General features: G+C 66.6%; 29 protein-coding genes. 11 read left to right on the plus strand and 18 right to left on the minus strand.

Features of this window, described 5'->3' with window-relative positions:
- Positions 1 to 61: 61 nt before the first annotated feature.
- The 5 genes from PVW49_RS02135 to trmD all read right to left on the minus strand — a co-directional run bounded on the left by PVW49_RS02135 (position 62) and on the right by trmD (position 4357).
- The gene (locus PVW49_RS02135) at positions 62 to 847 is read right to left on the minus strand and encodes a division plane positioning ATPase MipZ (protein ID WP_074834525.1); all 786 of its coding nucleotides are present in this window, start codon (positions 845 to 847) and stop codon (positions 62 to 64) included.
- Positions 848 to 1088: 241 nt separating this feature from the next.
- The gene (locus PVW49_RS02140) at positions 1089 to 2297 is read right to left on the minus strand and encodes a multidrug effflux MFS transporter (RefSeq protein ID WP_274589779.1); all 1209 of its coding nucleotides are present in this window, start codon (positions 2295 to 2297) and stop codon (positions 1089 to 1091) included.
- A 97-nt stretch (positions 2298 to 2394) separates the two neighbouring features.
- Entirely contained in the window at positions 2395 to 2616 is a 222-nt protein-coding gene (gene rpmE, locus PVW49_RS02145) for a 50S ribosomal protein L31 (RefSeq protein ID WP_048530142.1), read from the minus strand.
- Positions 2617 to 2627: 11 nt separating this feature from the next.
- Complete coding sequence (gene rplS / locus PVW49_RS02150; protein ID WP_048530144.1) at positions 2628 to 3014, minus strand: 50S ribosomal protein L19; 387 nt, start codon at positions 3012 to 3014, stop codon at positions 2628 to 2630.
- Between the two features lie 542 nt (positions 3015 to 3556).
- On the minus strand, positions 3557 to 4357 hold the full coding sequence (gene trmD, locus PVW49_RS02155; protein WP_048530146.1) for a tRNA (guanosine(37)-N1)-methyltransferase TrmD: 801 nt from the start codon (positions 4355 to 4357) through the stop codon (positions 3557 to 3559).
- Positions 4358 to 4438: 81 nt separating this feature from the next.
- Here trmD and PVW49_RS02160 point away from each other — a divergent pair, with 81 nt between their 5' ends.
- The gene (locus PVW49_RS02160; RefSeq protein WP_274589780.1) at positions 4439 to 5314 is read left to right on the plus strand and encodes a phosphotransferase; all 876 of its coding nucleotides are present in this window, start codon (positions 4439 to 4441) and stop codon (positions 5312 to 5314) included.
- Here the strand turns inward: PVW49_RS02160 and rimM are convergent.
- The 7 genes from rimM to PVW49_RS02195 all read right to left on the minus strand — a co-directional run bounded on the left by rimM (position 5311) and on the right by PVW49_RS02195 (position 10219).
- Entirely contained in the window at positions 5311 to 5826 is a 516-nt protein-coding gene (rimM, locus tag PVW49_RS02165) for a ribosome maturation factor RimM (RefSeq protein WP_048530148.1), read from the minus strand. The genes PVW49_RS02160 and rimM overlap by 4 nt on opposite strands.
- A gap of 192 nt (positions 5827 to 6018) precedes the next feature.
- Positions 6019 to 6384 (minus strand): 30S ribosomal protein S16, encoded by a 366-nt coding sequence (gene rpsP / locus PVW49_RS02170; RefSeq protein ID WP_048530149.1) that lies wholly within the window; start codon positions 6382 to 6384, stop codon positions 6019 to 6021.
- Positions 6385 to 6430: 46 nt separating this feature from the next.
- Entirely contained in the window at positions 6431 to 6727 is a 297-nt protein-coding gene (locus tag PVW49_RS02175) for a chorismate mutase (RefSeq protein WP_048530151.1), read from the minus strand.
- Positions 6720 to 7319: a GNAT family N-acetyltransferase gene (locus PVW49_RS02180; RefSeq protein WP_274589781.1), complete on the minus strand. Its 600-nt coding sequence runs from the start codon at positions 7317 to 7319 to the stop codon at positions 6720 to 6722. Before PVW49_RS02180 ends, PVW49_RS02175 begins: the two co-directional genes overlap by 8 nt.
- A complete protein-coding gene (locus PVW49_RS02185; RefSeq protein WP_274565576.1) occupies positions 7316 to 7879 on the minus strand; it encodes a GNAT family N-acetyltransferase in 564 nt (187 codons plus the stop codon). The genes PVW49_RS02180 and PVW49_RS02185 overlap by 4 nt, the downstream gene beginning before the upstream one ends.
- A gap of 3 nt (positions 7880 to 7882) precedes the next feature.
- Positions 7883 to 9388, minus strand: a complete 1506-nt coding sequence (ffh, locus tag PVW49_RS02190) for a signal recognition particle protein (protein WP_274589782.1) — start codon at positions 9386 to 9388, stop codon at positions 7883 to 7885.
- Between the two features lie 288 nt (positions 9389 to 9676).
- The gene (locus PVW49_RS02195) at positions 9677 to 10219 is read right to left on the minus strand and encodes an FMN-dependent NADH-azoreductase (protein WP_274589783.1); all 543 of its coding nucleotides are present in this window, start codon (positions 10217 to 10219) and stop codon (positions 9677 to 9679) included.
- Positions 10220 to 10337: 118 nt separating this feature from the next.
- Between PVW49_RS02195 and PVW49_RS02200 the strand changes: the two genes are divergently transcribed.
- Both PVW49_RS02200 and PVW49_RS02205 read left to right on the plus strand, forming a co-directional pair.
- Positions 10338 to 11234, plus strand: coding sequence for a LysR family transcriptional regulator (locus PVW49_RS02200; RefSeq protein ID WP_048530159.1), 897 nt, complete (start codon positions 10338 to 10340; stop codon positions 11232 to 11234).
- Positions 11227 to 12129 carry a DMT family transporter gene (locus PVW49_RS02205; protein WP_274589784.1) on the plus strand — a complete coding sequence of 301 codons (903 nt, stop codon included), beginning with the start codon at positions 11227 to 11229 and terminating at the stop codon, positions 12127 to 12129. The genes PVW49_RS02200 and PVW49_RS02205 overlap by 8 nt, the downstream gene beginning before the upstream one ends.
- A gap of 4 nt (positions 12130 to 12133) precedes the next feature.
- Here PVW49_RS02205 and PVW49_RS02210 read toward each other — a convergent pair whose 3' ends face one another.
- On the minus strand, positions 12134 to 12469 hold the full coding sequence (locus tag PVW49_RS02210; RefSeq protein ID WP_048530161.1) for an ArsR/SmtB family transcription factor: 336 nt from the start codon (positions 12467 to 12469) through the stop codon (positions 12134 to 12136).
- 252 nt (positions 12470 to 12721) lie between these two features.
- Here PVW49_RS02210 and PVW49_RS02215 point away from each other — a divergent pair, with 252 nt between their 5' ends.
- The 5 genes from PVW49_RS02215 (at position 12722) to PVW49_RS02235 (ending at position 15347) form a co-directional block, all read left to right on the plus strand.
- Complete coding sequence (locus PVW49_RS02215) at positions 12722 to 13063, plus strand: AtpZ/AtpI family protein (RefSeq protein WP_048530162.1); 342 nt, start codon at positions 12722 to 12724, stop codon at positions 13061 to 13063.
- Positions 13053 to 13811, plus strand: coding sequence for a F0F1 ATP synthase subunit A (locus PVW49_RS02220; RefSeq protein ID WP_048530166.1), 759 nt, complete (start codon positions 13053 to 13055; stop codon positions 13809 to 13811). Before PVW49_RS02215 ends, PVW49_RS02220 begins: the two co-directional genes overlap by 11 nt.
- A 103-nt stretch (positions 13812 to 13914) precedes the next feature.
- Positions 13915 to 14139: a F0F1 ATP synthase subunit C gene (locus tag PVW49_RS02225; RefSeq protein ID WP_022572950.1), complete on the plus strand. Its 225-nt coding sequence runs from the start codon at positions 13915 to 13917 to the stop codon at positions 14137 to 14139.
- 86 nt (positions 14140 to 14225) lie between these two features.
- A complete protein-coding gene (locus tag PVW49_RS02230; protein ID WP_274565572.1) occupies positions 14226 to 14774 on the plus strand; it encodes a F0F1 ATP synthase subunit B' in 549 nt (182 codons plus the stop codon).
- A 3-nt stretch (positions 14775 to 14777) separates the two neighbouring features.
- Positions 14778 to 15347, plus strand: coding sequence for a F0F1 ATP synthase subunit B (locus PVW49_RS02235; RefSeq protein ID WP_048530172.1), 570 nt, complete (start codon positions 14778 to 14780; stop codon positions 15345 to 15347).
- A gap of 88 nt (positions 15348 to 15435) precedes the next feature.
- Here the strand turns inward: PVW49_RS02235 and PVW49_RS02240 are convergent, their stop codons facing one another.
- The gene (locus PVW49_RS02240; protein ID WP_048530174.1) at positions 15436 to 16209 is read right to left on the minus strand and encodes an FCD domain-containing protein; all 774 of its coding nucleotides are present in this window, start codon (positions 16207 to 16209) and stop codon (positions 15436 to 15438) included.
- Between the two features lie 253 nt (positions 16210 to 16462).
- Between PVW49_RS02240 and PVW49_RS02245 the strand changes: the two genes are divergently transcribed.
- The 3 genes from PVW49_RS02245 to PVW49_RS02255 all read left to right on the plus strand — a co-directional run bounded on the left by PVW49_RS02245 (position 16463) and on the right by PVW49_RS02255 (position 20787).
- The gene (locus PVW49_RS02245) at positions 16463 to 16753 is read left to right on the plus strand and encodes a hypothetical protein (RefSeq protein WP_274589785.1); all 291 of its coding nucleotides are present in this window, start codon (positions 16463 to 16465) and stop codon (positions 16751 to 16753) included.
- A gap of 152 nt (positions 16754 to 16905) precedes the next feature.
- Positions 16906 to 20361: a chromosome segregation SMC family protein gene (locus PVW49_RS02250; RefSeq protein ID WP_274589786.1), complete on the plus strand. Its 3456-nt coding sequence runs from the start codon at positions 16906 to 16908 to the stop codon at positions 20359 to 20361.
- Positions 20362 to 20424: 63 nt separating this feature from the next.
- Entirely contained in the window at positions 20425 to 20787 is a 363-nt protein-coding gene (locus PVW49_RS02255) for a hypothetical protein (protein WP_053083323.1), read from the plus strand.
- Between the two features lie 15 nt (positions 20788 to 20802).
- Here PVW49_RS02255 and PVW49_RS02260 read toward each other — a convergent pair whose 3' ends face one another.
- The 4 genes from PVW49_RS02260 to PVW49_RS02275 all read right to left on the minus strand — a co-directional run bounded on the left by PVW49_RS02260 (position 20803) and on the right by PVW49_RS02275 (position 24469).
- On the minus strand, positions 20803 to 21543 hold the full coding sequence (locus tag PVW49_RS02260) for a maleate cis-trans isomerase family protein (RefSeq protein ID WP_074834545.1): 741 nt from the start codon (positions 21541 to 21543) through the stop codon (positions 20803 to 20805).
- Entirely contained in the window at positions 21540 to 22706 is a 1167-nt protein-coding gene (locus PVW49_RS02265) for a M24 family metallopeptidase (RefSeq protein ID WP_274589787.1), read from the minus strand. Before PVW49_RS02265 ends, PVW49_RS02260 begins: the two co-directional genes overlap by 4 nt.
- Positions 22703 to 23851 carry an amidohydrolase gene (locus tag PVW49_RS02270; protein WP_274589788.1) on the minus strand — a complete coding sequence of 383 codons (1149 nt, stop codon included), beginning with the start codon at positions 23849 to 23851 and terminating at the stop codon, positions 22703 to 22705. The genes PVW49_RS02265 and PVW49_RS02270 overlap by 4 nt, the downstream gene beginning before the upstream one ends.
- Positions 23852 to 24004: 153 nt before the next feature.
- The gene (locus tag PVW49_RS02275) at positions 24005 to 24469 is read right to left on the minus strand and encodes an Lrp/AsnC family transcriptional regulator (protein WP_274589789.1); all 465 of its coding nucleotides are present in this window, start codon (positions 24467 to 24469) and stop codon (positions 24005 to 24007) included.
- Positions 24470 to 24477: the final 8 nt, after the last annotated feature.

Consider the following 24477-nt stretch of genomic DNA (forward strand, 5'->3'; position numbering starts at 1 on the left):
GGCGCGAGAGAACCCCGCCACGGGCGCGATCACCGCGACGTGAGCGCTCCGCCGCCTGTGGTCAGAAGTTGACCGCGACCCCGGGCAGGTTCAGCGCCTTGATCAGCTCGCGCAATTCCTGCCGCGCGGCGATATTCGACATGTTGAGCTGGCGCACCCCGGCATCCTTGAGATCGAGCAGCGTCAGCCCGCGGGGAAACAGCTCGCGAAACACCACCCGTTCGGAAAATCCGGGTGCGACGCGAAAGCCGATCCGCTTTGACAGCTTCTGCACCGCCTGTTCCATCTTCATCTTGTTGACCATCTGCTGCGCGCCCACCCGGTTGCGCAGCACCACCCAGTCGATCGGCTTGCCGCCGGCGACGGCGCGCTCCTGGCGGGCGCGCCAGACCATCTCGGAATAGACCGATGGCCCGGTGATCTTGTCGCCTTCGGTGTCGATATGGGCCAGCAGGTCGAAATCGACGAAGCTGTCGTTCAGCGGCGTCACCAGGGTGTCGGCCAGCGAATGCGCCAGCTGGCTCAGCCGGGTGTGCGAGCCGGGGCAGTCGATCAGCACGAAGTCGCAGACCGGTTCCAAGGCCGCGAGCGCGCCGTGGATCTTGGCGTCTTCGTCGCCTTCGGTGGCCGGCACGTCGTGATATTGCGGTGTCGGCAGCGCCAGCCCGGCCTCGGCCATATGGCTCAGCCGGTTGTGCATGTAGCGGCCGAACGTCTTCTGGCGCAGGTCGAGATCGACCACGCCGACGCTGTGCCCGATCCGCGCCAATGCGGTGGCCACATGCATCGACACGGTGGATTTCCCCGCGCCGCCCTTTTCATTGCCGACAACGATCTTGTGCGCCATGGGTTAGCCTCTCTGCCCTGACACCTGCTGCTCTGAGTGGCCGCTTATTCCCATCAACCCGGAGCACGTACAAGAGCCCGCGCGGGGTTTTTCGCCGATCCGGTATTCTTCTGTTTGCAAATGCCGGTGGGAAGGGTTCGGGGGGCAAAGCCCCCCCGGTGTGCGAATCGGGGCGGCCCGGGGTCCGGGGGCAAAGCCTCCCGGCCGGTCGACCCCGCAGGCGCGGCGAAACCCGGCGCTGTCAGCCCCGCGCGCGGCCGCCGCGCGTCGCCAGCACGGTCGCAACCGCCAGCAGTGCACAGATCAGGATGGCCAGGATCAGCCGTTCGGGCGTGCCGTCAAAGACCAGCCCGGTCAGCCCGATCATCACACCGCCCACCACCATCTGCAACGTGCCGCCGTAGGACGAGGCGAGACCGGCGATCGGCCCGTGCGGGTCCAGCGCCAGCACCATCGAGGTCGGCACCACGAGGCCGAGGCAGGCATTGCCCAGCGCCAGCCCGAGGATCAGCCCGAACAGCGGCACCGCGCCGAGAAACGCCCAGAAACCAAGCAGCACCGCAAAGCCGGCAAAGCCGAAGGTCGCCCAGATCACCACCCGCGCCGCGCCAAAGCGGGCGCCCAGGGTGGCGGCGAATTGCGAGGCGGCGATGAAGCCCATGGCATTGACCGCAAAGGCCAGGCTGAACTGCTGCGGGCTGAGCCCGTAGGCGCCGGTAAAGACAAAGGGCGACATCGCCAGGTAGACAAAAAAGCTCGCCATGCCGAAACCGCCGACCAAGGTCAGCCCCATGAACACCGGATCGCGCGACAGGAGCGCGATGCCGCGCCGCATCGAGCCGAGGTTGACCGGCTGGCGTGCCTCCGGCACCAGGGTCTCGGGCAGGGCGCGCAGGCTCAGCACCAGCGCCAGGCCGCCGGCGGCGACCAGAACGCCGAAGATCATCCGCCAGCTGCCGACCCCCATGATCAGACTGCCCGCGAGCGGCGCCAGCATCGGCGAGACCGACATCACCAGCATGATCATCGCCATCATCCGGGTCGCCGCATCGCCGGTGTGCCGGTCACGGATGATCGCGCGCGGCACCACCATCAACACCGCCGCGCCGATCGCCTGCACCACCCGCGCCGCGATCAGCACGCCGATCGACGGCGCCAGGGCACAGGCCAGCGTGCCCAGCAGGAAGACCCCCAGCCCGGCATAGATCGGCGGTTTGCGCCCCGCGGCATCCGACCAGGGGCCATAGATCATCTGCGCCAGGCCGAAGGCGATGAAATAGGCGGTCAGCGTCATCTGCGTCGCGGCGACCGAGGCACCGAGATCGCGGGTGATGTCGGGCATGGCCGGCAGGAACATGTCCACCGCAAAGGGGCCGGGAATGACCAGCGCGCCGAGGATCAGGCCTTCGCGCCAAAGCGAGGGCGCGCGGGAGAGGGAGAGGGTCGACATGGTTAAACTCGCTTTCACAAAAGAGCAGGCACAAATGAAAATGGCTGCCCGCGGAGGTTCCGGGGGCAGCCACAAAACGCGTGGAATGCACGGGTGCTTAGAACCCGAGGCCCTCGTATTTCTTCTTGAACTTCGACACGCGGCCGCCCTGGTCCATCAGGCGGGTGTTGCCGCCGGTCCAGGCCGGGTGCGCGCTGGGATCGATGTCCAGCGTCATGGTGTCGCCTTCCTTGCCCCAGGTGGTGCGCATTTGGACGACGGTGCCATCGGTCATCTTGACGTCGATGACGTGGTAATCGGGATGGGTGTCTTTTTTCATCTCGCCACTCCTTACGCTTCGGCGCCCGAAGACTTGGGCTTGTAGTTTGCGTCCTCGGCGATGCGGGCCGATTTGCCGCGGCGCGAGCGCAGGTAGTACAGCTTGGCACGGCGGACACGGCCACGGCGCACCACGGTGATGCTGTCGATGTTGGTCGAATAGAGCGGGAACACACGTTCCACGCCTTCGCCAAAGGAAATCTTGCGGACGGTGAACGATCCGGCAATGCCTTCGCCGTTCTTGCGGCTGATGCAGACGCCTTCGTAGTTCTGCACCCGGGTGCGGGTGCCTTCGGTCACCTTGTAGCCGACGCGCACGGTGTCGCCGGCCTTGAAATCGGGAATCTCCTTCCCGAGCGAGGCGATCTGTTCCGCCTCGAGTTCTGCGATCAGATCCATCTGATCCTCTCCTATGTCGCTCACGGTTTTGCCCGTGAAGGTGGTCGGCCTCAGAGCTCTCGGTCTTCTCTCGGGTCCGCATGTCGCGCCCGCCAGAGATCAGGTCGGCTTTGCTGTCGTCGGTCACACGCCTTGCTAGGGTGGCATTTGCAAGCCCCGCCAGAAGCAGACGGGAATCGACAAAAACCGGCATGGCGCGGGATGCGCGCGGTAAACCAGAGAACCGGGCAGTTTTCAAGCGAAAAGCGGCCCGACCCGGCAATCCTCCGCAGGCAAGGCCTCCGATGGCGCAAGGAAGGCTGCCAGGGCCGCCTCGGGGTCTCGACACCTTGGCGCGCCATCGGCAGTCCCGCCGGCGCTCCGCCGAATTATCCGCGCGATCTGTCTGGAGCGCAGGGCCAGGCTGCTTCTTCTGGCCAAAATATCCCGGGGGTCTGGGGGCAGAGCCCCCAGCCGGTCGACGTGCGCAGGCACGGCGAAAACAAGGGCGCGCAGATCGGGCCGGCCGCCGGTCGTTGTAGCCGCGCGGGCCGCCGGTGTTGTCACCCTTGCTGCGCCAGCCAGGCCTCCCAGAGGTCGGGCCGGCGCGCCCGGGTGATCGCTTCCGACTGCGCCTGACGCCATTTGGCGATCTCGCCATGATGGCCCGAGAGCAGCACGTCGGGGATCTTGTGGCCTTGCCAATCCGCCGGTTTGGTAAAATGCGGATGTTCCAACAGGCCGTTGGAAAAGCTTTCCTCTTCGGCGCTGGCTTCATTGCCCAGCACGCCCGGCAGCAGCCGCACCGTGGCGTCGATCACCGCCTGTGCCGCCAGCTCGCCGCCGGTCATGACAAAATCGCCAAGGCTGACTTCGGTGATGCCGTAATGCTCGATCACCCGCTGGTCGAGCCCCTCGAAGCGGCCGCAGATGAAGATCGCGCCGGGCGTGGTGGCCAGGCTGCGGGCCATCGCCTGATCGAAGCGCCGGCCGCGCGGGCTGAGATAGATCAGCGGGCCGGGCCCCTTGCGCAAGGCATGTTCGATGGCGCGGCCCATGATGTCGGCGCGCAGCACCATGCCGGCGCCGCCGCCGGCGGGGGTGTCGTCGACATTGCGGTGCCGACCCTCGCCGAAATCGCGCAGATGCACGGTGTCGAGCTGCCATTTGCCGTCCTTCAGCGCCCGCCCGGTGAGCGATCCGCCCAGAACGCCGGGAAACATCTCGGGAAACAGCGTGATCACGCTGGCCCGCCAGACGTCGTGCAGGTCCGGCGTGTCGGTCATCAGCGGCTGCGGAGTCAGGGTCGGGCGCACGGCCTTGCGGCCATGGGACTTGCTCGGAGGGGACTTTGGCTGTGTCATGTGCGCTCCTTAGCCTGCCAATCTGCGCCTGCAAAGACCCCCTGGCTTGCGCGCCCGGCCAAATGCCGCATCAATGCCGCCATGATCCTTGCCGACCTGCCCCTGCGCGCCTGGGCCGCGCTGCGCCCCGAGACCGGTCCCACCGATGTCGAGCTCTTGGGCCCCGATGTCTGGCGGGTGGGGGATGTGGTGCTCAAGCTGTTCCCGCAGGCCGATCTGCCCCGGTTTCGCCGCATCGTCCGGGCGCATCGCCAGGCTGCGCGGATCTTTCGCCGGCACCCGGGGCTGGCGGCGCAGCGGTTGCTGGGGTTCGACGAAGCCTGCCGGGCCCTGTTGCTGGAGTTCGTGCCGGGGCGGTCCGGGCGCATGGCGCTGCTGGCCGGCGTGGCGCCGGAAGAGATCCTCGCCCGGGCCGCCGCCTGGCTCGACCGGCTGCATGCCGCGCGCGAGGTCAGCGCCGGCCGTTTCGATGCCCGGGGCGCGGTCGACCGGCTGCCGCCGGCGCCCGATTGCGCCGAACCCGCCGGCTATGCGGCGGCGTTGGAGCAGCTTCGCAGCCTGGCCGACGGCTTGCGGGGCCGCGAGGTCCGGCGCGCCTGCCTGCACGGCGATCTGACCCTGGCCAACCTGCTCTTTGACGAAGGCAGGGTCATCGGCATCGATTTCGAGAACCTGCGCCAGCATCCCGCCGACCGCGACATCGGCGAACTCTGGGCCGATCTGCTGTTGCATGTCCGGCGTCTGCCGCCCGAGCTGCGGCTCATGCCGGAGCCTTGGGAACGGGCCTTTGCGGCGGAATATCCGGCGCTCTCGCCGGAGATTGCGCGATTCTACACCCGGCATCGCCTGCTCAGGGCCTGGGCGGCGATCCCGGCAGAGGCGCATCACCGCGGCCCCGGGCGCGAGCGGCAGCTGATCAACATCCGCGCCTTGATGGTGCGGGGGGCCTTTGCCTAGCCCTTGTCGGGAAAGAGCCCTTCGGGCGGGTCGGCGACGATCCGACCGGCGGCCAGATCGACGGTCGGCACGGCGGCCAGCGTAAAGGGCAGAAGCACCGTGGCCTTGAGCCCCGGGCCGTGGATTTCCAGCAGATCGTCGGCGCCGTGGTTGTGCACTGCCTTGACCCGGCCCAGCGGCGCGCCGCCGGTGTCAAAGACCTCCACCCCGATCAGATCGGCGTGGTAATATTCATCATCCGGCAAGTCCGGCAGCCGGTCGCGCGGCGCAAAGAGCTGCACGCCGCGCAGGTCGTCGGCCTGTTCCTTGGTCATCACGCCCGACAGCCGCGCGGCAAAGCCGCCCTTGACCGGGCGGCCGAGATCGAGATCGAAGCTCCGCGCGCCGTCCTCGGTGGTCAGCGGCGCGTATTCGGCAATCGCGGTGGGATCGGCGGTAAAGCTCTTGAGGCGCACCTCGCCGCGCACGCCGAAGGCGCCCGCAATCGCGCCGACACAAACCAGATCGCTCATCGGGACATCTCTCCGCAATATCCGGCGCGCAGCCATTGCCCGCCGGCGGTTTCACAGGCCTCGCGCTGCTCCAGCCGTTCGAACAACACGCCCGAGACGAAAGCAACCATCACAAAAAGGATCAACCGGAGCAGGCGCATGGGCACGGAAGGCAAAGAGGCCCGGGCGCGACGCCCGGGCCCCGGCGACCGATTACTCCTCGGCCGGAGCTTCTGCCGCTTCGGCCGCCTTGGCGGCTTTCTCTTCGGCGCGTTCCTGGGCTTTCTTGCCCGGCTCGGCCTTCTTCATGTTGGCGCGCTCTTTCTTCTCGACGACGCCGGCCGCCTCGAGGAAACGCGACACGCGGTCGGTGGTCTGGGCGCCCTGGTCGAGCCAGTATTGCACGCGCTCCATGTCCATCTTCACGCGGTCTTCGCTGTCTTTCGGCAGCAGCGGGTTATAGGTGCCCAGCTTTTCGATATAGCGGCCGTCGCGCGGCATGCGGCTGTCGGCGGCGACGATGCGGTAGAAAGGGCGTTTCTTGGAACCGCCACGTGCAAGACGAAGTTTGATGGCCATTGGTGTATCTCCTTTGAATGGCGTGTCGTGACCGGCGCAGCGCCGGTCAGGATTGGTGCTGCTTGTGATGCTGAATGACTTCAGCAATGATGAAGTTGAGGAATTTCTTGGCAAATTCCGGGTCGAGATCGGCCTGGACCGCCAGGTCCTCGAGCCGCGCGATCTGGTTTGCCTCGCGGTCCGGGTCCGAGGCGGGCAGGTCGTGTTCTGCCTTGAGCTTGCCCACCGCCTGGGTGTGCTTGAACCGCTCGCCCAGGGTATAGACGAGGATCGCATCAAGCCGGTCGATGCTTTCGCGGTGGCCTTTGAGCAGCGCGGCAGCGCGGGTGACGGCGTCAGTCAAGGGCATATCCTTTCGGCTGTAACAGCGGGTCGGCGTCGTGGCTGATTTCCATGTCGATGCCCCGGGCCGTCTGGGGGCCGTCGCGCCCGGCGGACGCGGGCTGGCGGTAGACCAGGCAAGGGGTGTCGGGCTTGGGCTGCGCGGCGGCGATGTCCAGCACCGCGCCCAACCGTTCGGCCAGCGCGATCGACCGGGTGTTCTCCGGTGCGATGTAATGCACGATCTCGGTCCAGCCCAGCCGCGCGCGGGCATCGGCAATGGCCGCCCGCGCGGCCTCGGCCGCGATGCCACGGCCTTCGGCCGCTTCGAACAGGCACCAGCCGATTTCGGTCTCGGGGCGGCCATCGGGGCAGTACGGCCCCACCATGCCAAGGCCCGTGTCATCCGCCTTTTCGGTCACCATCCAGAGGCCGTAGCCGCGGATCTGCCAATGGCCCAGGATCGCCGCCGCATGGCCCCAGGCCCTGGCGCGCGACACGAAGCCGCCGGCATATTGCGACCGTTCCGAGACATAGAACTCGGTCATCGCCGGCACGTCGCGCGGCGCGGGCGGGCGCAGGATCAGCCTTTGGGTTTCGAGCCGCAGGCTCATGGCCGGGCCTCCTGCGCGCCGGCATCGGCCAGCGGATAAGAAAACACCAATGCCCCGTCGAGCCTGCCGGTCTCGCTGCCGCCGAGCCGCGCCACCAGCGCCCGGCTCGCCCGGTTGTCGGGCGCCACGTAGCTCACGATCCGATCCGGGCCGAGCGATCGCAGGTGCGCCAGCGCCGCCGTCGCCGCCTCGTAGGCAAAGCCCTGCCGCTGCGCTTCGGGAGCGATGAAAAAGCCCAGCTCGATCGCCTCGTCGCCCGGTTCGACCCCGGCAAAGACAAAGCCCACCGGTGCGCCTTCGTGGCAGACGGTGAACATGCCGTCGCCGCGCAACAGCCAGCCCGCCACGTAATTGGTGAACTGCGCCCAGATCGCGTCATCGCCCGGAACCGAGCCCATGAACTTGGCCGACGGTGCCGAGAACAGCCGTCTGAACAGGGCGAAATCCGTCACCTCCGGGGCGCGCAGCAACAGCCGCTCTGTCGCGAGCACCGGCAGGGTGGCACGCGCGGCGGCAGCGATATCGGCGCCGGGGCAGGGGAGGGTGACAGGCGAGAGCATCGGTTACTTCTTCTTGCCGAACCCGCTGAGACCGGAGGGCAGGCCGCCGCCGCCAAGGCCGGGCAGACCGCCCCCCTTGCCGGCGCCCATCTGCTTGGCCGCGGCTTCCAGCGCCTTGGGGTCCATTCCCTGCGCCATTTCCGGGGGGAGCCCCCCCTTGCCGCCGAACATGCCGCGCATCGCCTGTTTCAACATGCCGCCTTTGCCCATCTTGCCCATCTTCTTCATCATGTCGCCCATCTGGCGCTGCATCTTCATGAGCTTGTTGAGGTCGGAAACTTCCATGCCGGCGCCCTTGGCGATCCGCTTCTTGCGGCTGGCCTGAAGCAGTTTGGGATTGGCGCGCTCCTTCTTGGTCATCGAGTTGATCAGCGCGATCTGCTGGCGGATCACCTTGTCGTCGAATCCCGAGTCCTCGACCTGTTTGGCCATCTTGCCCATGCCGGGCATCATCGACATCATGCCCTCCATGCCGCCCATCTTGAGCATCTGCTCCATCTGCATCTTGAGGTCGTTGAAGTTGAACTGGCCTTTCTGGAAGCGCTTCATCATGCGCTCGGCCTGTTCGATCTCCAGCGTTTCCTGCGCCTTCTCGACCAGCGCGACGATGTCGCCCATGCCAAGGATACGGCCGGCGATCCGCTCAGGCTCGAAGGTTTCGAGCGCGTCCATCTTCTCGCCGAGGCCCACGAACTTGATCGGCTTGCCGGTCACCGCGCGCATGCTCAGCGCCGCGCCGCCACGGCCGTCGCCGTCCATCCGCGTCAGCACCACGCCGGAGATGCCGATCTTGCCGTCGAATTCCTCCGCCACCTCGACGGCGACCTGACCGGTCAGCCCGTCGACCACCAGAAGCGTCTCGCGCGGGCTGACGACATCACGGACGTCCTCGACCTCTTTCATCAGGACGTCGTCGATCTGAAGGCGGCCGGCGGTGTCGAGCATATAGACGTCATAGCCGCCGAGCATGGCCTGCTGCCTGGCGCGCTTGGCGATCTGCACCGCGTTTTCGCCCTTGACGATGGGCAGCGTGTCGACGCCGACCTGCTGGCCGAGCACCGCCAGCTGATCCATTGCCGCCGGACGATAGATGTCGAGCGAGGCCATCAGCACCTTCTTGCCTTCGCGGTCCTTGAGCCGCTTGGCCAGCTTGCCGGTGGTGGTGGTCTTGCCCGAGCCTTGCAGGCCGACCATCAGGATCGGCGCCGGGGCATTGTCGATCTTCAGCGTGCCGGGCTCGCCTTCGCCTTTCAGCACCTCGATCAATTCGTCATGGACGATCTTGACGACTTGCTGGCCCGGCGTGACCGATTTCGTGACAGCGGCACCGGTGGCCTTTTCCTCGACCGCCTTGATGAAGCTGCGCGCCACCGGCAGCGAGACGTCGGCCTCGAGCAGCGCCACCCGCACCTCGCGCAGGGCGGTCTTGACGTCATCGGCGCTCAGCGCACCCTGTTTGGTCAGGCGGTCGAAGACGCCGGAGAGGCGGTCTGACAGGTTCTCGAACATGCGGCTCTCAAGCCTCCCGATCTGGTTTCCTCGTCAACTCACATAAGAGCCGACCGCACAAAGCACAAACGCCCCCACGGGCGCAACGCGCTGGTGGGAGGCGATCCCGGGCAAAGCCCAAGGGACCGGAAGGTGCAAGTCTTCCGGGTATCGCCGCGGGGCATAGGCAAAAGGCGGCGGCGAGTCAAGCACCGCCGCCGCGGCCCTGCGCGATCCGGTCTTCTTCAGTTCGAAAATACCGTGGGGGAGGCCGCAGGCCGGGAGGCAAAGCCCCCCGGCGCCGCCGGATCAGGCCGCGAACTGCGCGGCGTCGGCCTGTTCGGTAATGATGCTCACATCGGTCAATCCGACAAAGCCCAGCACGTGGCGCAGATAGGTCGAGGCGAAATCGTAATCCGAGCCCAGCTGCACGCCGCCGGAGGCGAAGGCCACGATCACCTTCTTGCCGGTCAAAAGTCCTTCGGGGCCCTCTGCGGTGTAGCGGAAGGTCACGCCGGCGCGGGCGATGAGGTCGATCCAGGCCTTGAGCGCGGCCGGTACGCCGAAGTTGTAGACCGGCAGGCCGATCACGATGGTATCGGCCGCCTGCAATTCCGCCACCAGCGCGTCGGATTGCGCCAGGCGCGCGTTCTGGGCCTCGCTGCGGTCGGCGGCGGGGGTGAAATTGGCAGCGACCCAGGTCTCGTCGATCTGCGGCAGCGGTGTCTCGGCCAGGTCGCGGGTGATCACCCGCTCGGGCGCCAGGGTCTCGGTCAGGCTCTCGGTCAGAACGCGGGTGGCCGAGCCGGCCTTGCGGGCGGATGCGTCGATGCGCAAAAGGGTGGTGGTCATTGTCATGTCTCCGGGTTTGATCTGCACCTAGAGTTGGCTCTTGCATTCATGAACTCAATTGCCGCATATCAACAGGACTTGTTGATTTTTGCACATAAGTATTCGGTGGAGGTATCTGATGGACAATTGGGGAGAGGTGCGCACCGCGTTTCAGGTGGCCCTGCACGGCACGGTCAGCGGCGCGGCCGAGGCGCTGGGGGTGCATCATGCCACGGTGATCCGCCATATCGACGCGCTCGAGGCGCAGCTCGGCGCCAAGTTGTTCCAGCGCCATGCCCGCGGCTATACCCCGACCGAGGCGGGCGAGGATCTGCTGCGGGTGGCGCAGGCCACCGAGGATCAATTCAACCAGTTGCAGGGCCGGATCAAGGGCCGGGGCGAGGGCGTCTCGGGCGAGCTGGTCGTCACCTCGCTGGTCGGCATGGCGGGGATGTTCGCTCCGGTGCTGGCCGAGTTCCAGCGCGACTATCCCAATGTGGTGCTGCGCTATCTGACCGGCGACCGCCTGTTCCGGCTGGAATACGGCGAGGCGCATGTGGCGATCCGCGCCGGATCGGCGCCGGAACAGCCCGACAACGTGGTCCAGCCCTTCTTTCGCCATCCCTTCGCGCTTTATGCTTCGAAGGCCTACGTCAAGGCACATGGCAAACCCGAGCGCGACAGCGATCTGGCGCAGCACCGGATTGTCTGTCACGACGATCTCAACAGCCGCGCGCCGATGTACCGCTGGCTGCGCGATCAGGTGCCCGAAAGCGCCTGTGTCTTCCGCAGCACTGACATGCGCGCCAACACCGAAGCCGTGGTCGCCGGCGCGGGGATCGGGTTCGTGCCGGTATTCGAGGCCAGGCGGCACCCCGATCTGGTCGAGATCATGCCGGCGCGCGACGAATGGGCCTCGCAGCTCTGGTTGGTCACTCATGTCGACCTGCACCGTGCGGCCAAGGTCCAGGCCTTTCTGAAATATCTGAAATCCCATGCCAAACAGTGGGAAAAGTGCTGCGCGCTGAATGACTGAGGCGTCCAAGGGCCATCTGGCCATGTTGTGTTTCTCGGCGCTGGTGGCCGGTTCCTTTTCGCTTGGCGGGCTGGTGGCGAACGAGATCGCGCCGACGGCGCTTCAGGCGGCGCGGTTCCTTTTGGCCGCGACCCTGACCGGGGCGGTGGCCATCGCCACCGGTCAGATTCGCCGGGCACATCTGGCGGCGCCCTGGCGCTATTTCGTGCTGGCGGGATTTTTCGCCACCTATTTCGTGCTGATGTTCGAGGGCCTCAAGACGGCGGCTCCGGTGAGCGCAGCGGCGGTCTTTACCTTGACCCCGATCATCGCGGCGGGTTTCGGCTATCTGCTGATGCGCCAGCGCCTGACGCCGCGCATCGCGCTGGGGTTGGCGGTGGGGGCCGGCGGTGCACTCTGGGTGATCTTCCAAGGCAGCTGGTCAGCGCTGGTGCAATTCGAGATCGGACGCGGGGAGGCGATCTATTTCCTCGGCTGCATCTGCCATGCCGTCTATCCGCCGCTGATGGCCAGGCTCAACCGTGGCGAGCCGCCGGTCGTCTTCACCACCGGCATTCTGATTGCCGGGGCGCTGCTGGTGGCGGTCTATGGCTGGGGCGATCTGCGGGCCACTGACTGGGCCGCTCTGCCGCCGCTGGTCTGGATCACGCTGGCCTATATCGCGACCTTCGCCACCGTCGCTACCTTCATCCTGCTGCAAGTCGCCTCACTGCGGCTGCCGGCCTCCAAGGTCATGGCCTATACCTATCTCACCCCCTCGTGGGTGCTCTTGTGGGAGCTGGGGCTGGGCCATGGCGCGCCGGTGCCCTTGGTGCTGATCGGGGTGGGGCTGACGGTGCTGGCGCTGGTGCTCCTGTTGCGGCCGGAGCCGCAGCGCGAGGTCACACCGGCCTGAGCCGTCACTCTCGCTGTGGCAGCTCCGTCGCCAGAAAACGCTCGAAAGCGTCGAGGTTGACCGGTTCGAACTGGCCGAAGCCCTGCATCCAGACACTGGCGGCGCGCAGGGCGTCAGGCTCCAGCTTGCACCATTTCACCCGGCCGCGCTTTTCCTGGCTGATCAGCCCGGCGCGGGTCAGGATCATCAAGTGCTTGGAGATCGCCGCCAGCGACATGTCGAAGGGATCGGCCACATCGGTCACCGCCATGTCATCCTCGAGCAGCATCGACAGGATCGCGCGGCGGGTGGGATCGGCAAGCGCGGCGAAGACCGCGTCGAGGGAGGCTGTCGGTGTCACAGCCGCCGAGGTAGCCACTGCGCCGGGCCCGGTCAAGTGGCGCAGCGGGCAAGATCAACCGATCAGTTGAATATGGCAAAGCGGCACAATCGGCCCGCCCGCGGCCTGCGACGGTTTGACAGGCTTGCCGGGGGTTCCTCTAAGGTCGTGCAATATCAATAACTTGACGGCTGGACCAAAGGCGCTCACCGCTTATTGACTCGCCGCCGCCACCGCCTTAGCACAGCGGCAGGAATTACCAAGGGGGACAGCTTGCCGGACCTTGAGCATCGCAAGCGGCTGGAAGCGCTCGACGAGCGTATCGCCAAGCTCAAGGGCGGGGAGGCCAAACCCCATCAGGAAGAGCATTATTCGCAGGCCCAGATGGGCTGGCGCATGGTGATCGAACTGGTGGCCGGTCTGGGGATCGGCTTTGGCATCGGATTCGGGCTCGACAGCCTGTTCGGCACGCTGCCGATCTTTCTGGTGCTGTTTACATTGCTGGGCTTTGCCGCCGGGGTGCAGACCATGCTGCGCACGGCCAAGGAGTTCCAGCCCAAGGACCAATCGGCCGACACGGCCGGAGAGCACGAGAGGGACGATAATGGCGGTTGAAGCGCAAGGTGCCGAAGAGGGCGGGCTGGTTTTCCACCCGATGGACCAATTCATCGTCAAGCCGCTGTTTGGCGGCTCCGAGGTGGGCATGTTCACCATCACCAACGTGACGCTCTGGATGTTCCTCGCGGTGCTCGCGGTCGTGGCCCTGATGGTGCTGGGCACCTCGCGCCGTGCGATCATCCCGTCGCGCACCCAGTCGGTCGGCGAGCTGGCCTACGGCTTTGTCTACAAGATGGTCGAAGACGTGGCCGGCAAGGACGCGCTGGCGTTCTTCCCCTATATCATGACGCTATTCATGTTCATCGTCTTCGCCAACTTCCTCGGCCTGATCCCGATGTCCTTCACCACCACCTCGCATTTCGCCGTGACCGTGGTGCTGGCGCTGCTGGTCTTCGTCACCGTGACCGTGGTGGGTTTTGTCAAGAACGGCTCCAAGTTCCTCGGGCTGTTCTGGGTCGCTTCCGCGCCGTTGGCGCTGCGCCCGGTGCTGGCGGTGATCGAGGTGATTTCCTACTTCGTGCGCCCGGTCAGCCACTCCATTCGTCTGGCGGGCAACCTGATGGCCGGCCACGCCGTGATCAAGGTCTTTGCCGGCTTTGCCGCCATCGCCGTCGTGTCGCCGATCTCGGTCGTGGCGATCACCGCGATGTACGGTCTCGAAATCCTCGTGTCCTTCATCCAGGCCTATGTCTTCACCATCCTGACATGCGTGTACCTCAAGGACGCACTGCACCCGTCGCACTAAGCCTGCGGTGGGTTGAGAAACCCACCCTACGCAATATGGGCGGAGCTTCTCTCCGCCCGGAACACCCCTGAATTCCAACTTCCAATCGTAAGGAGATACACCCATGGAAGGTCAACTCGCACACATCGGCGCAGGTCTCGCAGCTATCGGTTCCGGCGCAGCCGCAATCGGTGTGGGCAACGTCGCAGGCAACTACCTGGCCGGCGCGCTGCGCAACCCCTCCGCAGCTGCTTCGCAGACCGCGACCCTCTTCATCGGCATCGCCTTCGCAGAAGCCCTGGGCATCTTCTCGTTCCTGGTTGCTCTGCTGCTGATGTTCGCCGTCTAAGCCTTACGGAAGACTGATCCTTACGCCTCGGTCGGGCGACCTGTGTCGCCCGACCGCTGGTAACCGGACTTCCCAAGGAGGACGACATGGCAACAGTAACCACAGAGGCCGCTGGCGAATACGGGGCTGACGCCGCCGCATCCGCTCCCGGCATGCCGCAGCTGAACTTCGATCACTGGGGCAACCAGATCTTCTGGCTCCTGATCACGCTGGCCGTGATCTATTTCGTCCTGTCCCGCATCGCGCTGCCGCGCATCGCGGCGGTTCTGGCGGAACGTCAGGGAACCATCACCAACGACCTCGCCAAGGCCGAAGAGCTGAAGCGTCAGGCCGGTGAGGCCGAACAGGCCTATGACAAGGCGCTGGCGGATGCCCGTGCCGAGGCCCAGAACATCATCGCCGAGGCCAAGGCGGAAATCGCAGCCGAACTGAAGGTTGCAACCGACAAAGCCGATGCCGAAATCGCCGCCCGCACGGCGGAATCGGAAAAGGCGATCTCCGAGATTCGCGCCGGTGCGCTCGACAACGTGAAAGAGGTTGCGCGGGACACCGCGGAAGCACTTGTCACCGCGCTGGGTGGCCGTGCGGACAGCGCCGCACTCGATGCGGCCGTGGCCGAACGGACGAAAGGGTAAGACATGCGCAAACTCATGACAGTGGCGCTGATTGCCTCTGGCTCGATCTCGGCCAGCCCGGCGCTGGCTGCCCCGGGCCCGTTCTTTTCGCTCAGCAACACCGATTTCATCGTGGTGCTGGCCTTCCTGCTGTTCATCGCGATCCTGATCTACTTCAAGGTGCCTGCGCTGCTGGCGGGGATGCTCGACAAGCGGGCCGAAGGCATCCGCAGCGAGCTGGACGAAGCCCGCGCCATCCGCGAGGAAGCGCAGACCCTGCTGGCTTCTTACGAGCGCAAGCAGCAAGAGGTGAAAGCCCAGTCGCAGCGCATCGTCGACCACGCCAAGGAAGAGGCGCGCATCGCCGGTGACGCCGCCAAGAAGGACATCGAAGCCTCGATCGCCCGCCGTCTGGCCGGCGCAGAGGACCAGATCGCTTCGGCCCGTGCCGCCGCGGTCAAGGAGGTGCGTGACCGCGCCGTCGTGGTGGCCGTCGCCGCCGCGCGCGAGGTGATCGCCAAGCAGATGACCGAAGAAGAGGCCAACCGCCTGATCGACGACTCGATCTCGACGGTGGAAGCCAAGCTGCACTGATGCGGCGGGGGCGACCCCATCCGACCGATTGACAAAACGCCCGGAGCCCCGCGCTTCGGGCGTTTTGCCGTTGCAGACGGTTGCCGTGTCAGACCTTGCGGCTCTGTTCGTGCTCGAATCTCTGCCGGGCAATCGCCTCGTTGCGTTCGGCCCGGACATCGTCGCGCAGCGCCGCCTCGACATAATCGAGATGCGCCTCGATCGCCGCCCGCGCCGCGCCGCCGTCGCGCGCCTGGAGGGCGCTGTTGATCCGTTGGTGCTGCTCGAGCAGCATCTCGCGGGTCAGCCGTTGCTTGAACATGATCTGGCGGTTGTAGAACACGCCTTCGCGCAACAGCTGATACATCGAACGCATCATGTGCAGCATGATGACATTGTGGCTGGCTTCGATGATCGACAGGTGGAATTCCGCATCCAGCGCCGCCTCGTCGCTGGGGTCGCGCTTGGCATGGGCGGCGACCATCTTGTCATAGACCGTCTGGATCACCTTGAGATCGGTGTCCGAGCCCAGCCGCGCCGCCCGCTCGGCCGCCAGCCCCTCCATGTCGCGCCGGAACGAGAGATAATCGAACACCGCCTCGGAATGGCTGGCAAAGAGCTGCACCAGTGCCGGCGAAAACGCCGAGCCCAGGACATCGGCGACAAATATTCCGGCACCAGCGCGGGACGACAGCAACCCCTTGGCCTGCAATTCCGCAATCGCCTCGCGCAGCGAGGGGCGCGACACGCCCAGCCGCTCCGAGAGCTCGCGTTCCGAGGGCAGACGCTCGCCGGGACGCAGGATGCCGCGCAGGATCAGCTGTTCGATCTGCCGGGTCACGGCGGTCGAGAGCTTTTCGGGCTGGATGGGCTGGAAGGGCATGGCGGCTCCGGATAATTGGTCAAATTATATGACCGCAGGCGGGGCGGGGCAAGCGACGGGCAAGGTTGCGAAACAATTGCACGAAATCCGCAACAATGTTCTTCCTATGGTAATCTATTGTTAACGCCTTCCGCATTACCTCTGAGGCATGGATCGATTTGCGTTGTTTCCTCTGTTGATCCTGCTTTCAGGCTGTAACAGCCCGGGGCTGCGCCATCTTGGCGTGGCCCCTGTGCAGGTTGCCGAAGGGGGGATGACCTTCGATATCCGCACCCGCGCCGGCATGGCCGAGGCGATCCGCACCAATCCGATGGCCGGCCTGCGAATGGTGGACGTTGCCACAAACGGCGGCCGCGCCATCCTGCGCGTCACCGGCTGCGAGGTGGCCTGGCTCCGGGGCGATCCTGCGGTGCTCCTGGCCGGGCTGAACTGTGGCGCAGGGCACAAGACGCCGCCGCAACCGCGCCGGCGGACGATCTGTACCGGCACCGTCTCGGCGCCTTACCGCACCGGAGAAAGCGACGTGATCTTCACCTGTGGCTGACAACAGGCTGATTTCAGCCGAAATCCTGTGGATAACCCCGGCCTTATCCCCACATCCTGTGGCAGGCCGTTGACAGGCCACAACACCAAGGCTCACACTGGCTGAAAACCGGAATCACCGGGGTGAACCCGGGCAATCGAGAGGCCAGAGCTTTGCGCTTTTCAAAACTGCGTCTGACAGGCTTCAAGAGCTTTGTCGACCCGACCGACCTGTTGATTCAGGACGGGCTGACCGGCGTGGTGGGGCCGAACGGCTGCGGCAAATCCAACCTGCTCGAGGCGCTGCGCTGGGTGATGGGGGAGACCCGTGCCAAGGCGATGCGCGGCGGCGGCATGGAAGACGTGATCTTCGCCGGGGCTTCGTCGCGGCCGGCGCGCAACTTTGCCGAAGTGGCACTGCATCTCGACAATTCCGACCGGCTGGCGCCGGCCGGTTTCAACGATGCCGATGCGCTGGAGATCACCCGCCGGATCACCCGCGATGTCGGCTCTGCCTACAAGATCAACGCCAAGGATGTGCGCGCCCGCGACGTGCAGATGCTCTTTGCCGATGCCTCGACCGGCGCACATTCGCCGGCGCTGGTGCGTCAGGGCCAGATCAGCGAGCTGATCAATGCCAAGCCCAAGAACCGTCGCCGCATCCTCGAGGAGGCGGCGGGTATTTCGGGCCTCTACCAGCGCCGTCACGAAGCCGAGCTCAAGCTCAAGAACACCGAGGCCAACCTGCTGCGCGTCGACGATGTGATCGAACAACTCGCAGCGCAATTGTCGCAACTGGCGCGTCAGGCCAAACAGGCCGCCCGCTACCGCGCCATCGGCGAAGACCTGCGCCATGCCGAGGGGTTGTTGCTCTATCGCCGCTGGCGCGAGGCCGATGAGGCCCGGCTGCGTGCCGAAGAGGTGCTGCGCGGCATGGTCACCACCGCGTCGCAGGCCGAAACCGCCGCCCGTCAGGCCGCCAGCGCGCGCGAAGAGGCCGACACCGCCCTGCCGTCCCTGCGCGAGGAAGAGGCGATTGCCACCGCCGTGCTGCAACGGCTTCAGGTGCAGCGCGACACCCTGGCCGATCAGGAGGCCGCCGCCCGCGACAAGATCGCCACGCTGGAAAACCGCATTGCCCAGCTCGGCCATGACATCGACCGCGAGGCCGGGCTGAACCGCGACGCCGGCGAGACGATCGAGCGACTGGAATGGGAGGCCGAGGAGCTGGCCAAGGCCGGTGAGGGCCAGGACGCCGCACTCGAAGAGGCGACGGAAATGGCGCAGGAGGCCGCCGCCGTGCTGTCCGAGCGCGAAGGCGACCTGACGCGCCAGACCGAGGATGTCGCCCGGCTCGCTGCCCGCCACCAATCGGCGCAGCGCCTGCTGGAGGAGAGCCGCAAACGCCAGGCCCGCAGCGAGGCCGAGGCGCAGAAAGCCCGGGCCGCCGTCGACGAATCGAAGGCCCGGCTGGCCGGGGCCGCCGAGGACGAGGCAGCCGCCCGCGCCGCCGAAGAGGCCGCCAAGCAGATGGCGCAACGCGCCGAGGATGCGCTCACCGCCGCCGACGAGGCCCGCGCCGAGGCGCAATCGCGCGAGGCCGAGGCCCGCGCCGAACGCTCCGAGGCCGAGGGCGAGGCCAATGCCTTGCGGGCCGAGGCGCAGGCCCTGGCCAAGTTGCTGGAACGGGACACTGCCGAAGGCGGTCAGATCATGGACCGGTTGCAGGTGCAGCAGGGCTTCGAAAAGGCGCTTGGTGCCGCGCTGGCCGACGATCTGCGCGCGCCGGAGGTGCAGGCCGACGGCCCTTCCGGCTGGGCCAGCCTGCCGGATTACACCAGCCCGCCGCCGCTGCCCGAGGGGGTGACGCCGCTGTCTCGGCATGTCTCGGTGCCCGAGGTGCTGGCCCGTCGCATGGGCCAGATCGGCCTTGTGGGGGGCGACGACGGCCCCCGTCTGCAACCGCTGTTGCAACCCGGCCAGCGGCTGGTCAGCCCCGAGGGCGATCTCTGGCGCTGGGACGGATATCGCGCCTGGGCCGAAGATGCGCCTTCGGCCGCCGCCCTGCGTCTGGAACAGCTCAACCGGCTGGAAGAGCTCAAGCAGGCGCTGGAACATGCCACCACCCGGATGGACGCCGCCCGCGCCGCGCATGAGGCGCTGACCGGCCGGCTCTCTGACCTGACCCGCGCCGACAAGGAGGCCCGCGAGGCCCGCCGCGAGGCCGACCGCGCCTTCAACGATGCCAGCCGGGCGATGAACCGGGCCGAGGCCGAGAAGAACCTCGCCGAGGGCCGTCTCGAAAGCCTCGGGCTTGCCGTTCAGCGTCACGAGGAAGAGGCCCATTCCGCCGCGCTGCAACTGCGCGAAGCCGAGCGGGGCGCCTCTGACCTGCCCGATCTCGACGATGCCCGGGCGCTGGTCGAGGACGTCAAGATGACGGTCGAGGCGGCGCGGATGACGATGATGGCACGGCGTTCCGGCCTTGACGAACTGCGTCGCGAGGGCGAAGCGCGCACCCGCCGAAGCCAGCAGGTGACCAAGGAGCTCTCGGGCTGGCGCCACCGGCTGGAGACCGCCGAAAAGCGCAGCACCGAGCTGACCGAGCGCAAATCCGCCAGCGAGGCGGATCTCGCCAAGGCCGCGCAGAAACCCGAGGAGATCGCCGAACAGCGCGAGGAGCTGGCCGGCAGCATCGAGGCCGCCGAGGCCCGCCGCCGCAGCGCCGCCGATACCCTGGCCACCGCCGAGGCCGCGCTGCGCAGTGCCGAACAGGCCGAACGCGATGCCGAACGCGCCGCCTCCGAGGCGCGCGAATCCCGTGCCGCCGCCCAGGCCCGGGCCGAAGCGGCGCAGGAAACCACCCGCGCCGCCGCCGAGCGGATCGAGGATGAGCTCGAGGTCACGCCGGAGCGGCTGCTGGAGAAACTGGGCACCAATCCCGAGGACATGCCCGCCTCGGAGCGGATCGAAGAGACGGTCAACCGGCTCAAGCGTCAGCGTGACGGGCTGGGCGCGGTCAACCTCCGGGCCGAGGAAGACGCCCGCGAGGTGCAGGAGGAACATGACACGCTGGTCACCGAAAAGACCGATCTGGAAGAGGCGATCCGCACCCTGCGCAACGGCATCGCCAGCCTCAACCGTGAGGGGCGCGAACGTCTGCTGACCGCCTTTGAGCAGGTCAATTCCAATTTCTCGATGCTCTTCACCCATCTCTTCGGCGGCGGCGAGGCCAACCTCGTTCTGGTTGAAAGCGACGATCCGCTCGAGGCGGGCCTCGAGATCATGTGTCAGCCGCCGGGCAAGAAGCTCTCGACGCTCTCGCTGCTCTCGGGCGGCGAACAGACGCTGACCGCGCTGGCGCTGATCTTTGCCGTCTTCCTCGCCAACCCGGCGCCGATCTGCGTGCTCGACGAGGTCGACGCGCCGCTGGACGACGCCAATGTGACCCGCTTTTGCGACCTGCTCGACGAGATGTGCCGCCGCACCGACACGCGGTTCCTGATCATCACCCACCACGCGGTGACGATGGCGCGGATGGACCGGCTGTTCGGCGTGACCATGCAGGAGCAGGGGGTGTCGCAACTGGTGTCCGTCGATCTGAAAAAGGCCGAAAAGCTGGTCGCGTGATCGTGTGCCCCCGGCCTGCGCGGATCGGCTAGGCTGCGGGGGACGAATTCCGGGAGCCTTTTTATGTTGCGTTTACTGTTAGCCCTCTGCCTTGTCACCACCTCGGTGGTGGCCGAACCCGTGATGCGGCGCGACAGCGACCGCGAGATCGGGTTGCAGGCGCTGGACAACCGGCTGCGGGGCCGGAGCATCGCCTTTTATGACGGCGGCGTATCCGAGTTCTACGAGGATGGGCGCTACACCTATACCTATGCCGATGAGGGCGGCACCGGCTACGGCTATTACGAGGTCACCGAGGACAGCACGATCTGCATCGAATTCGTCAATGGCTTTACGCGATGCGATATCTATGTGCTGGACGATCAGGACCGGCTGGTGGTGATCACCGAGAAAGGCGACCGCTTTCCGGTGCGCTCCGAAGGCTGACGCCCGCGCGCGGCCTCAGCGCGGCCGGATCAGCGACCTGTCGCATCGCGCGTCGATCCCGGCCAGATGCAGCATATGCCAGGCCAATGCGAGGTTGCTCGAGATCACCGGCCGGCCGATCCGCGCCTCGGCCTCGGCCAGCACGTCCAGGCAGCGCAGGTTGGTACAGGCGACAAACACCGCGTCGCAGGGTGTCTGCGCCGCCACGGCCTCGACCGCGCGCAGGATCGATGCGCCGGTGATCCGCGCCACCACCCGGTCGTTGCCCTCCTCGAACGAGCCGAAGCCCGCGATTTCGATCCCCGCCAGTTCCAGCTTGAGGCGCATCAGCGACGAGACTTCGGCGACATAAGGTGTCACGAACCCCAGCCGCCGCACCCCCAGGGCGCGGCAGGCGGCAATGGTCGCGGCCAGCGGATCGGTGACCCTGGCGCCGGGGCAGGCGCGCTGCACCGCCAGCGCCACCCGGTCCGATCCGATCACCGTCGAGGCCGAAGTGCAGCCGAACCCGATGGCGTCGAAATGCAGCGCCGGGGGCAGCAGCCGGGCCGAGGCGGGCAGCGCCGCCTCCATGTGGATCAGCGTCTCGGGGCGGATCTCGGGCACCATGGCGATGCGCGTGTGATAAAGCGCAACCCCGGGCCGAACCACGAGACGGGGAAATTCATGCTCGAGCGTCTCGTCGGTCTCGAGCACGATCACCCCGAGATTGGCCCGCGTGCCGATGCCACCATCGGTGTCGAAATCGAGCTTCACGCGGCCGCTCCGATCACCGGAAGCTCGGGCGGCGCGCGCTCTGTCAGAAGCGCCGCCCCCTCGGCCCGCACCACGATGTTTTCCTCATGCACCATGATCCGCCCGTCGCCATAGCTCAGCGAGGGCTCCAGCGTCAGCACCATGTTCTCGGAAATCACGGTTTCGTCCCAGGCGGCGAGCGAGGGGCCTTCGGTGAGCTGCATGCCCAGCCCATGCCCCAGCCGCCCGATGTCGCCGCCGCTCTCGCCGATCACCGCCTGCATCGCCCGAAACACCTCGTGGCAGCTGGCGCCGGGGCGGGCGGCGGCAATCCCGGCCTCGGTGGCGCGCCAGAGCCGATCATGGGCGCGGCGGGCGGCGTCTTCGGGGGGGCCGATGGCGAAGTTGCGGTCGAAATCGCAGAAATAGCCGTCCCATGTGGCGCCGGTGTCGAGCATCAGGATATCGCCGCGTGCCAGCGGCCGGCGCGTGGGCGGCGAGATCACGTCGCGGTAGCCGCCGGTCTTGGCTCCGCCAACCAGATAAGGCACATCATCGGCTCCCTGCGCCAGCGCCGCGCGGCGAAAGGCGCGGAACAAATCTTCCAGCGGCTGGCCTTCGCGGGCGATATCCGCGACGCTTGCGAAGGTGCGCGATCCGATGGCGCAGATATGCGCGATCTTGGCGATCTCGGCTTCGGATTTCACCATCCGAAGCCCGCGCATGAGCGCGGTGGCATCGGCGATCCGGATCCCCGCCAGGCCGGCCCGCAGCCTTTCGTAATCGCCAAGCGGCATCCGGAGATAGGTCTCGTGGCCTTTCATCAGGCCCAGGGTCTCGCGCCGCGCGGCAAGCGGCGCGAGCAGTTCGGTCAGCAGACTGATGCCATCGTCCCCGGGGGTGGGGGCGGGCCAACTGCGGATGTCGTCGAGCCAGGTGGCGCGCATCAGCGCGGCGCCGATTTCGGGAATGATCGCAACGGGTTTGCCCTCGACCGGCAAAAAGAGAAACCAGGGCCGCGTCGGGCTTTGCCAGAAGGCGGTGTGGAAACCGCTGAAATAGCGCACCTCGGCTTCGGTCGTCAGCAGCAGGCCCGCCAGGCCGGCGCGGGCCATGGCTGCCTGCGCACGGGCGGTGCGGGCGGCGTATTCCGCCGGAGCAAAGCCGCGCGGCGGCGCCGTCATGCGCCCGGCTCCGGTGGCAGCCGGTCGCGCACCAGCTGGACCCAGAGATCCGCGCCGATCGGCAGAAGCGCGTCGTTGAAATCATAGTCCGAGGCATGAAGCGGCTGGCCGTGTCGTCCGCTTTCGCCATTGCCGAGCAACAGGAAGCAACCGGGCCGGGCGGCGGCGAAATGGGCGAAATCCTCGGAAAAGCTCATTGGCTCACGGTCGCGGATCAGCGCAAGCCCCGCCGCCTCGGCGGCGCGATAGACCGCTTGGGCCGGCTCGGCGGCATTGATCGTCTCGACGAATTGCGTGTCAAAGGTGACCTCGGCCCTGATATCATGTGCCGCCGCCACGCCTTCGGCGATCTGCCGCATCAGCGCCTCGACCCTGAGCCGGGTCTCCGGCGACCGGGCGCGAAAATCGCCCTTGAGCCGGGCCCGGCCGGGCAACACGTTGCGTTGCCCGTCGGTCCGGAATTCGGTGACCGAGACCACCGCGCCGCTGCCCGGCGGCAGCTTGCGCGCGACGATGGTTTGCAGGGCGAGCACGATCTCGGCCGCCACGGTCAGCGCATCGACCCCGACCTGCGGCATCGAGGCATGGCCACCCCGGCCGGTGACCGTGATCTCGAACAGGGTTTCGCTTGTGCAGATCACGCCGGCGCGGGTCGAAACCTGGCCCAGCGGGGCGCCGGGCAGGTTGTGGAGGCCATAGACCTCGTCAAAGGCGGCCCGCTCCAGCAGCCCCTCATCCAACATCGCCTGCGCGCCAAGCCCGTGTTCCTCGTTGGGCTGAAACAGGAATACCACCGTGCCGTCAAATCCCTGTTCCCGTGCCAGCCGCTCGGCGGCGCCCAAGAGCATGGCGGTATGGCCATCATGGCCGCAGGCGTGCATCACGCCGGGGGTGGCGGACACAGGGCCGTGGGTCGCGGTCTCGGTGATCGGCAGCGCATCCATGTCGGCACGCAGCGCGATGGCCCGGTTGCCACGCCCCGCGCGCAGCAGGCCGACAACGCCCGCGCCTTCCTGCACCTCGAGGCCGAGCGCGCGCAGATGCTCGGCCACCAAGGCCTTGGTGCGGGTCTCGTGAAACCCCAGCTCGGGGTTGCGGTGCAGATCCTGGCGGATCCGGGTCAGTCGGGTTTCGAAATCACTCATGCTGCGGACATCCGGTGGTTTTCCCAGTGATACCGCGCAATTCTGCATCTTTGGCATCGAGTTTCGCCGGGTTTGACAGAAAAACTTGCACCAAACGGGCCGGTTCAGATGTCTTTCGCCTGCACGACGAAGTTATCGCTCAGTACTTTGGGCTCAGATCGGCAGGCTCAGGCCGATCTTGGTGCGTTCCATCGCCACCGAAGTGCGGAAGCGGCGGACGTTGGAATTCTCGAAAAACAGCCGATGGGTCAGCGCCTCGAAGTCCTGCATGTCCTCGGCGGTGCAGATCAGGATGAAATCGGCCTCGCCGGTGACATAATAACATTGTTGGACCTGCGGTTCGGCCTTGGCGCGTTTACGGAACAGGTCGAGCTGTTGCAGCGACTCGCGGTCCAGCTCGACCATCACGATAAAGGTCATCTTGCAGGCGAATTGCGCCTGATCGAGCACCGCGACCTCCTTGGCGATCAGGCCCGAGGCGCGCAGCCGCTTCAGCCGACGCTGCACCGAGGGCACCGACAGGTTGCAGGCCTGCGCCAGATGCTCGAGCCCGGCGCGGCCGTCGTTCTGAAGCTCTCTGAGGATTGTCAGGTCTGCCGCATCGAGATCGTCGTTCATGAAGAAAC

It is taken from the genome of Marinovum sp. PR37 (genome assembly GCF_028807375.1).
Taxonomy (GTDB): domain Bacteria; phylum Pseudomonadota; class Alphaproteobacteria; order Rhodobacterales; family Rhodobacteraceae; genus Marinovum; species Marinovum algicola.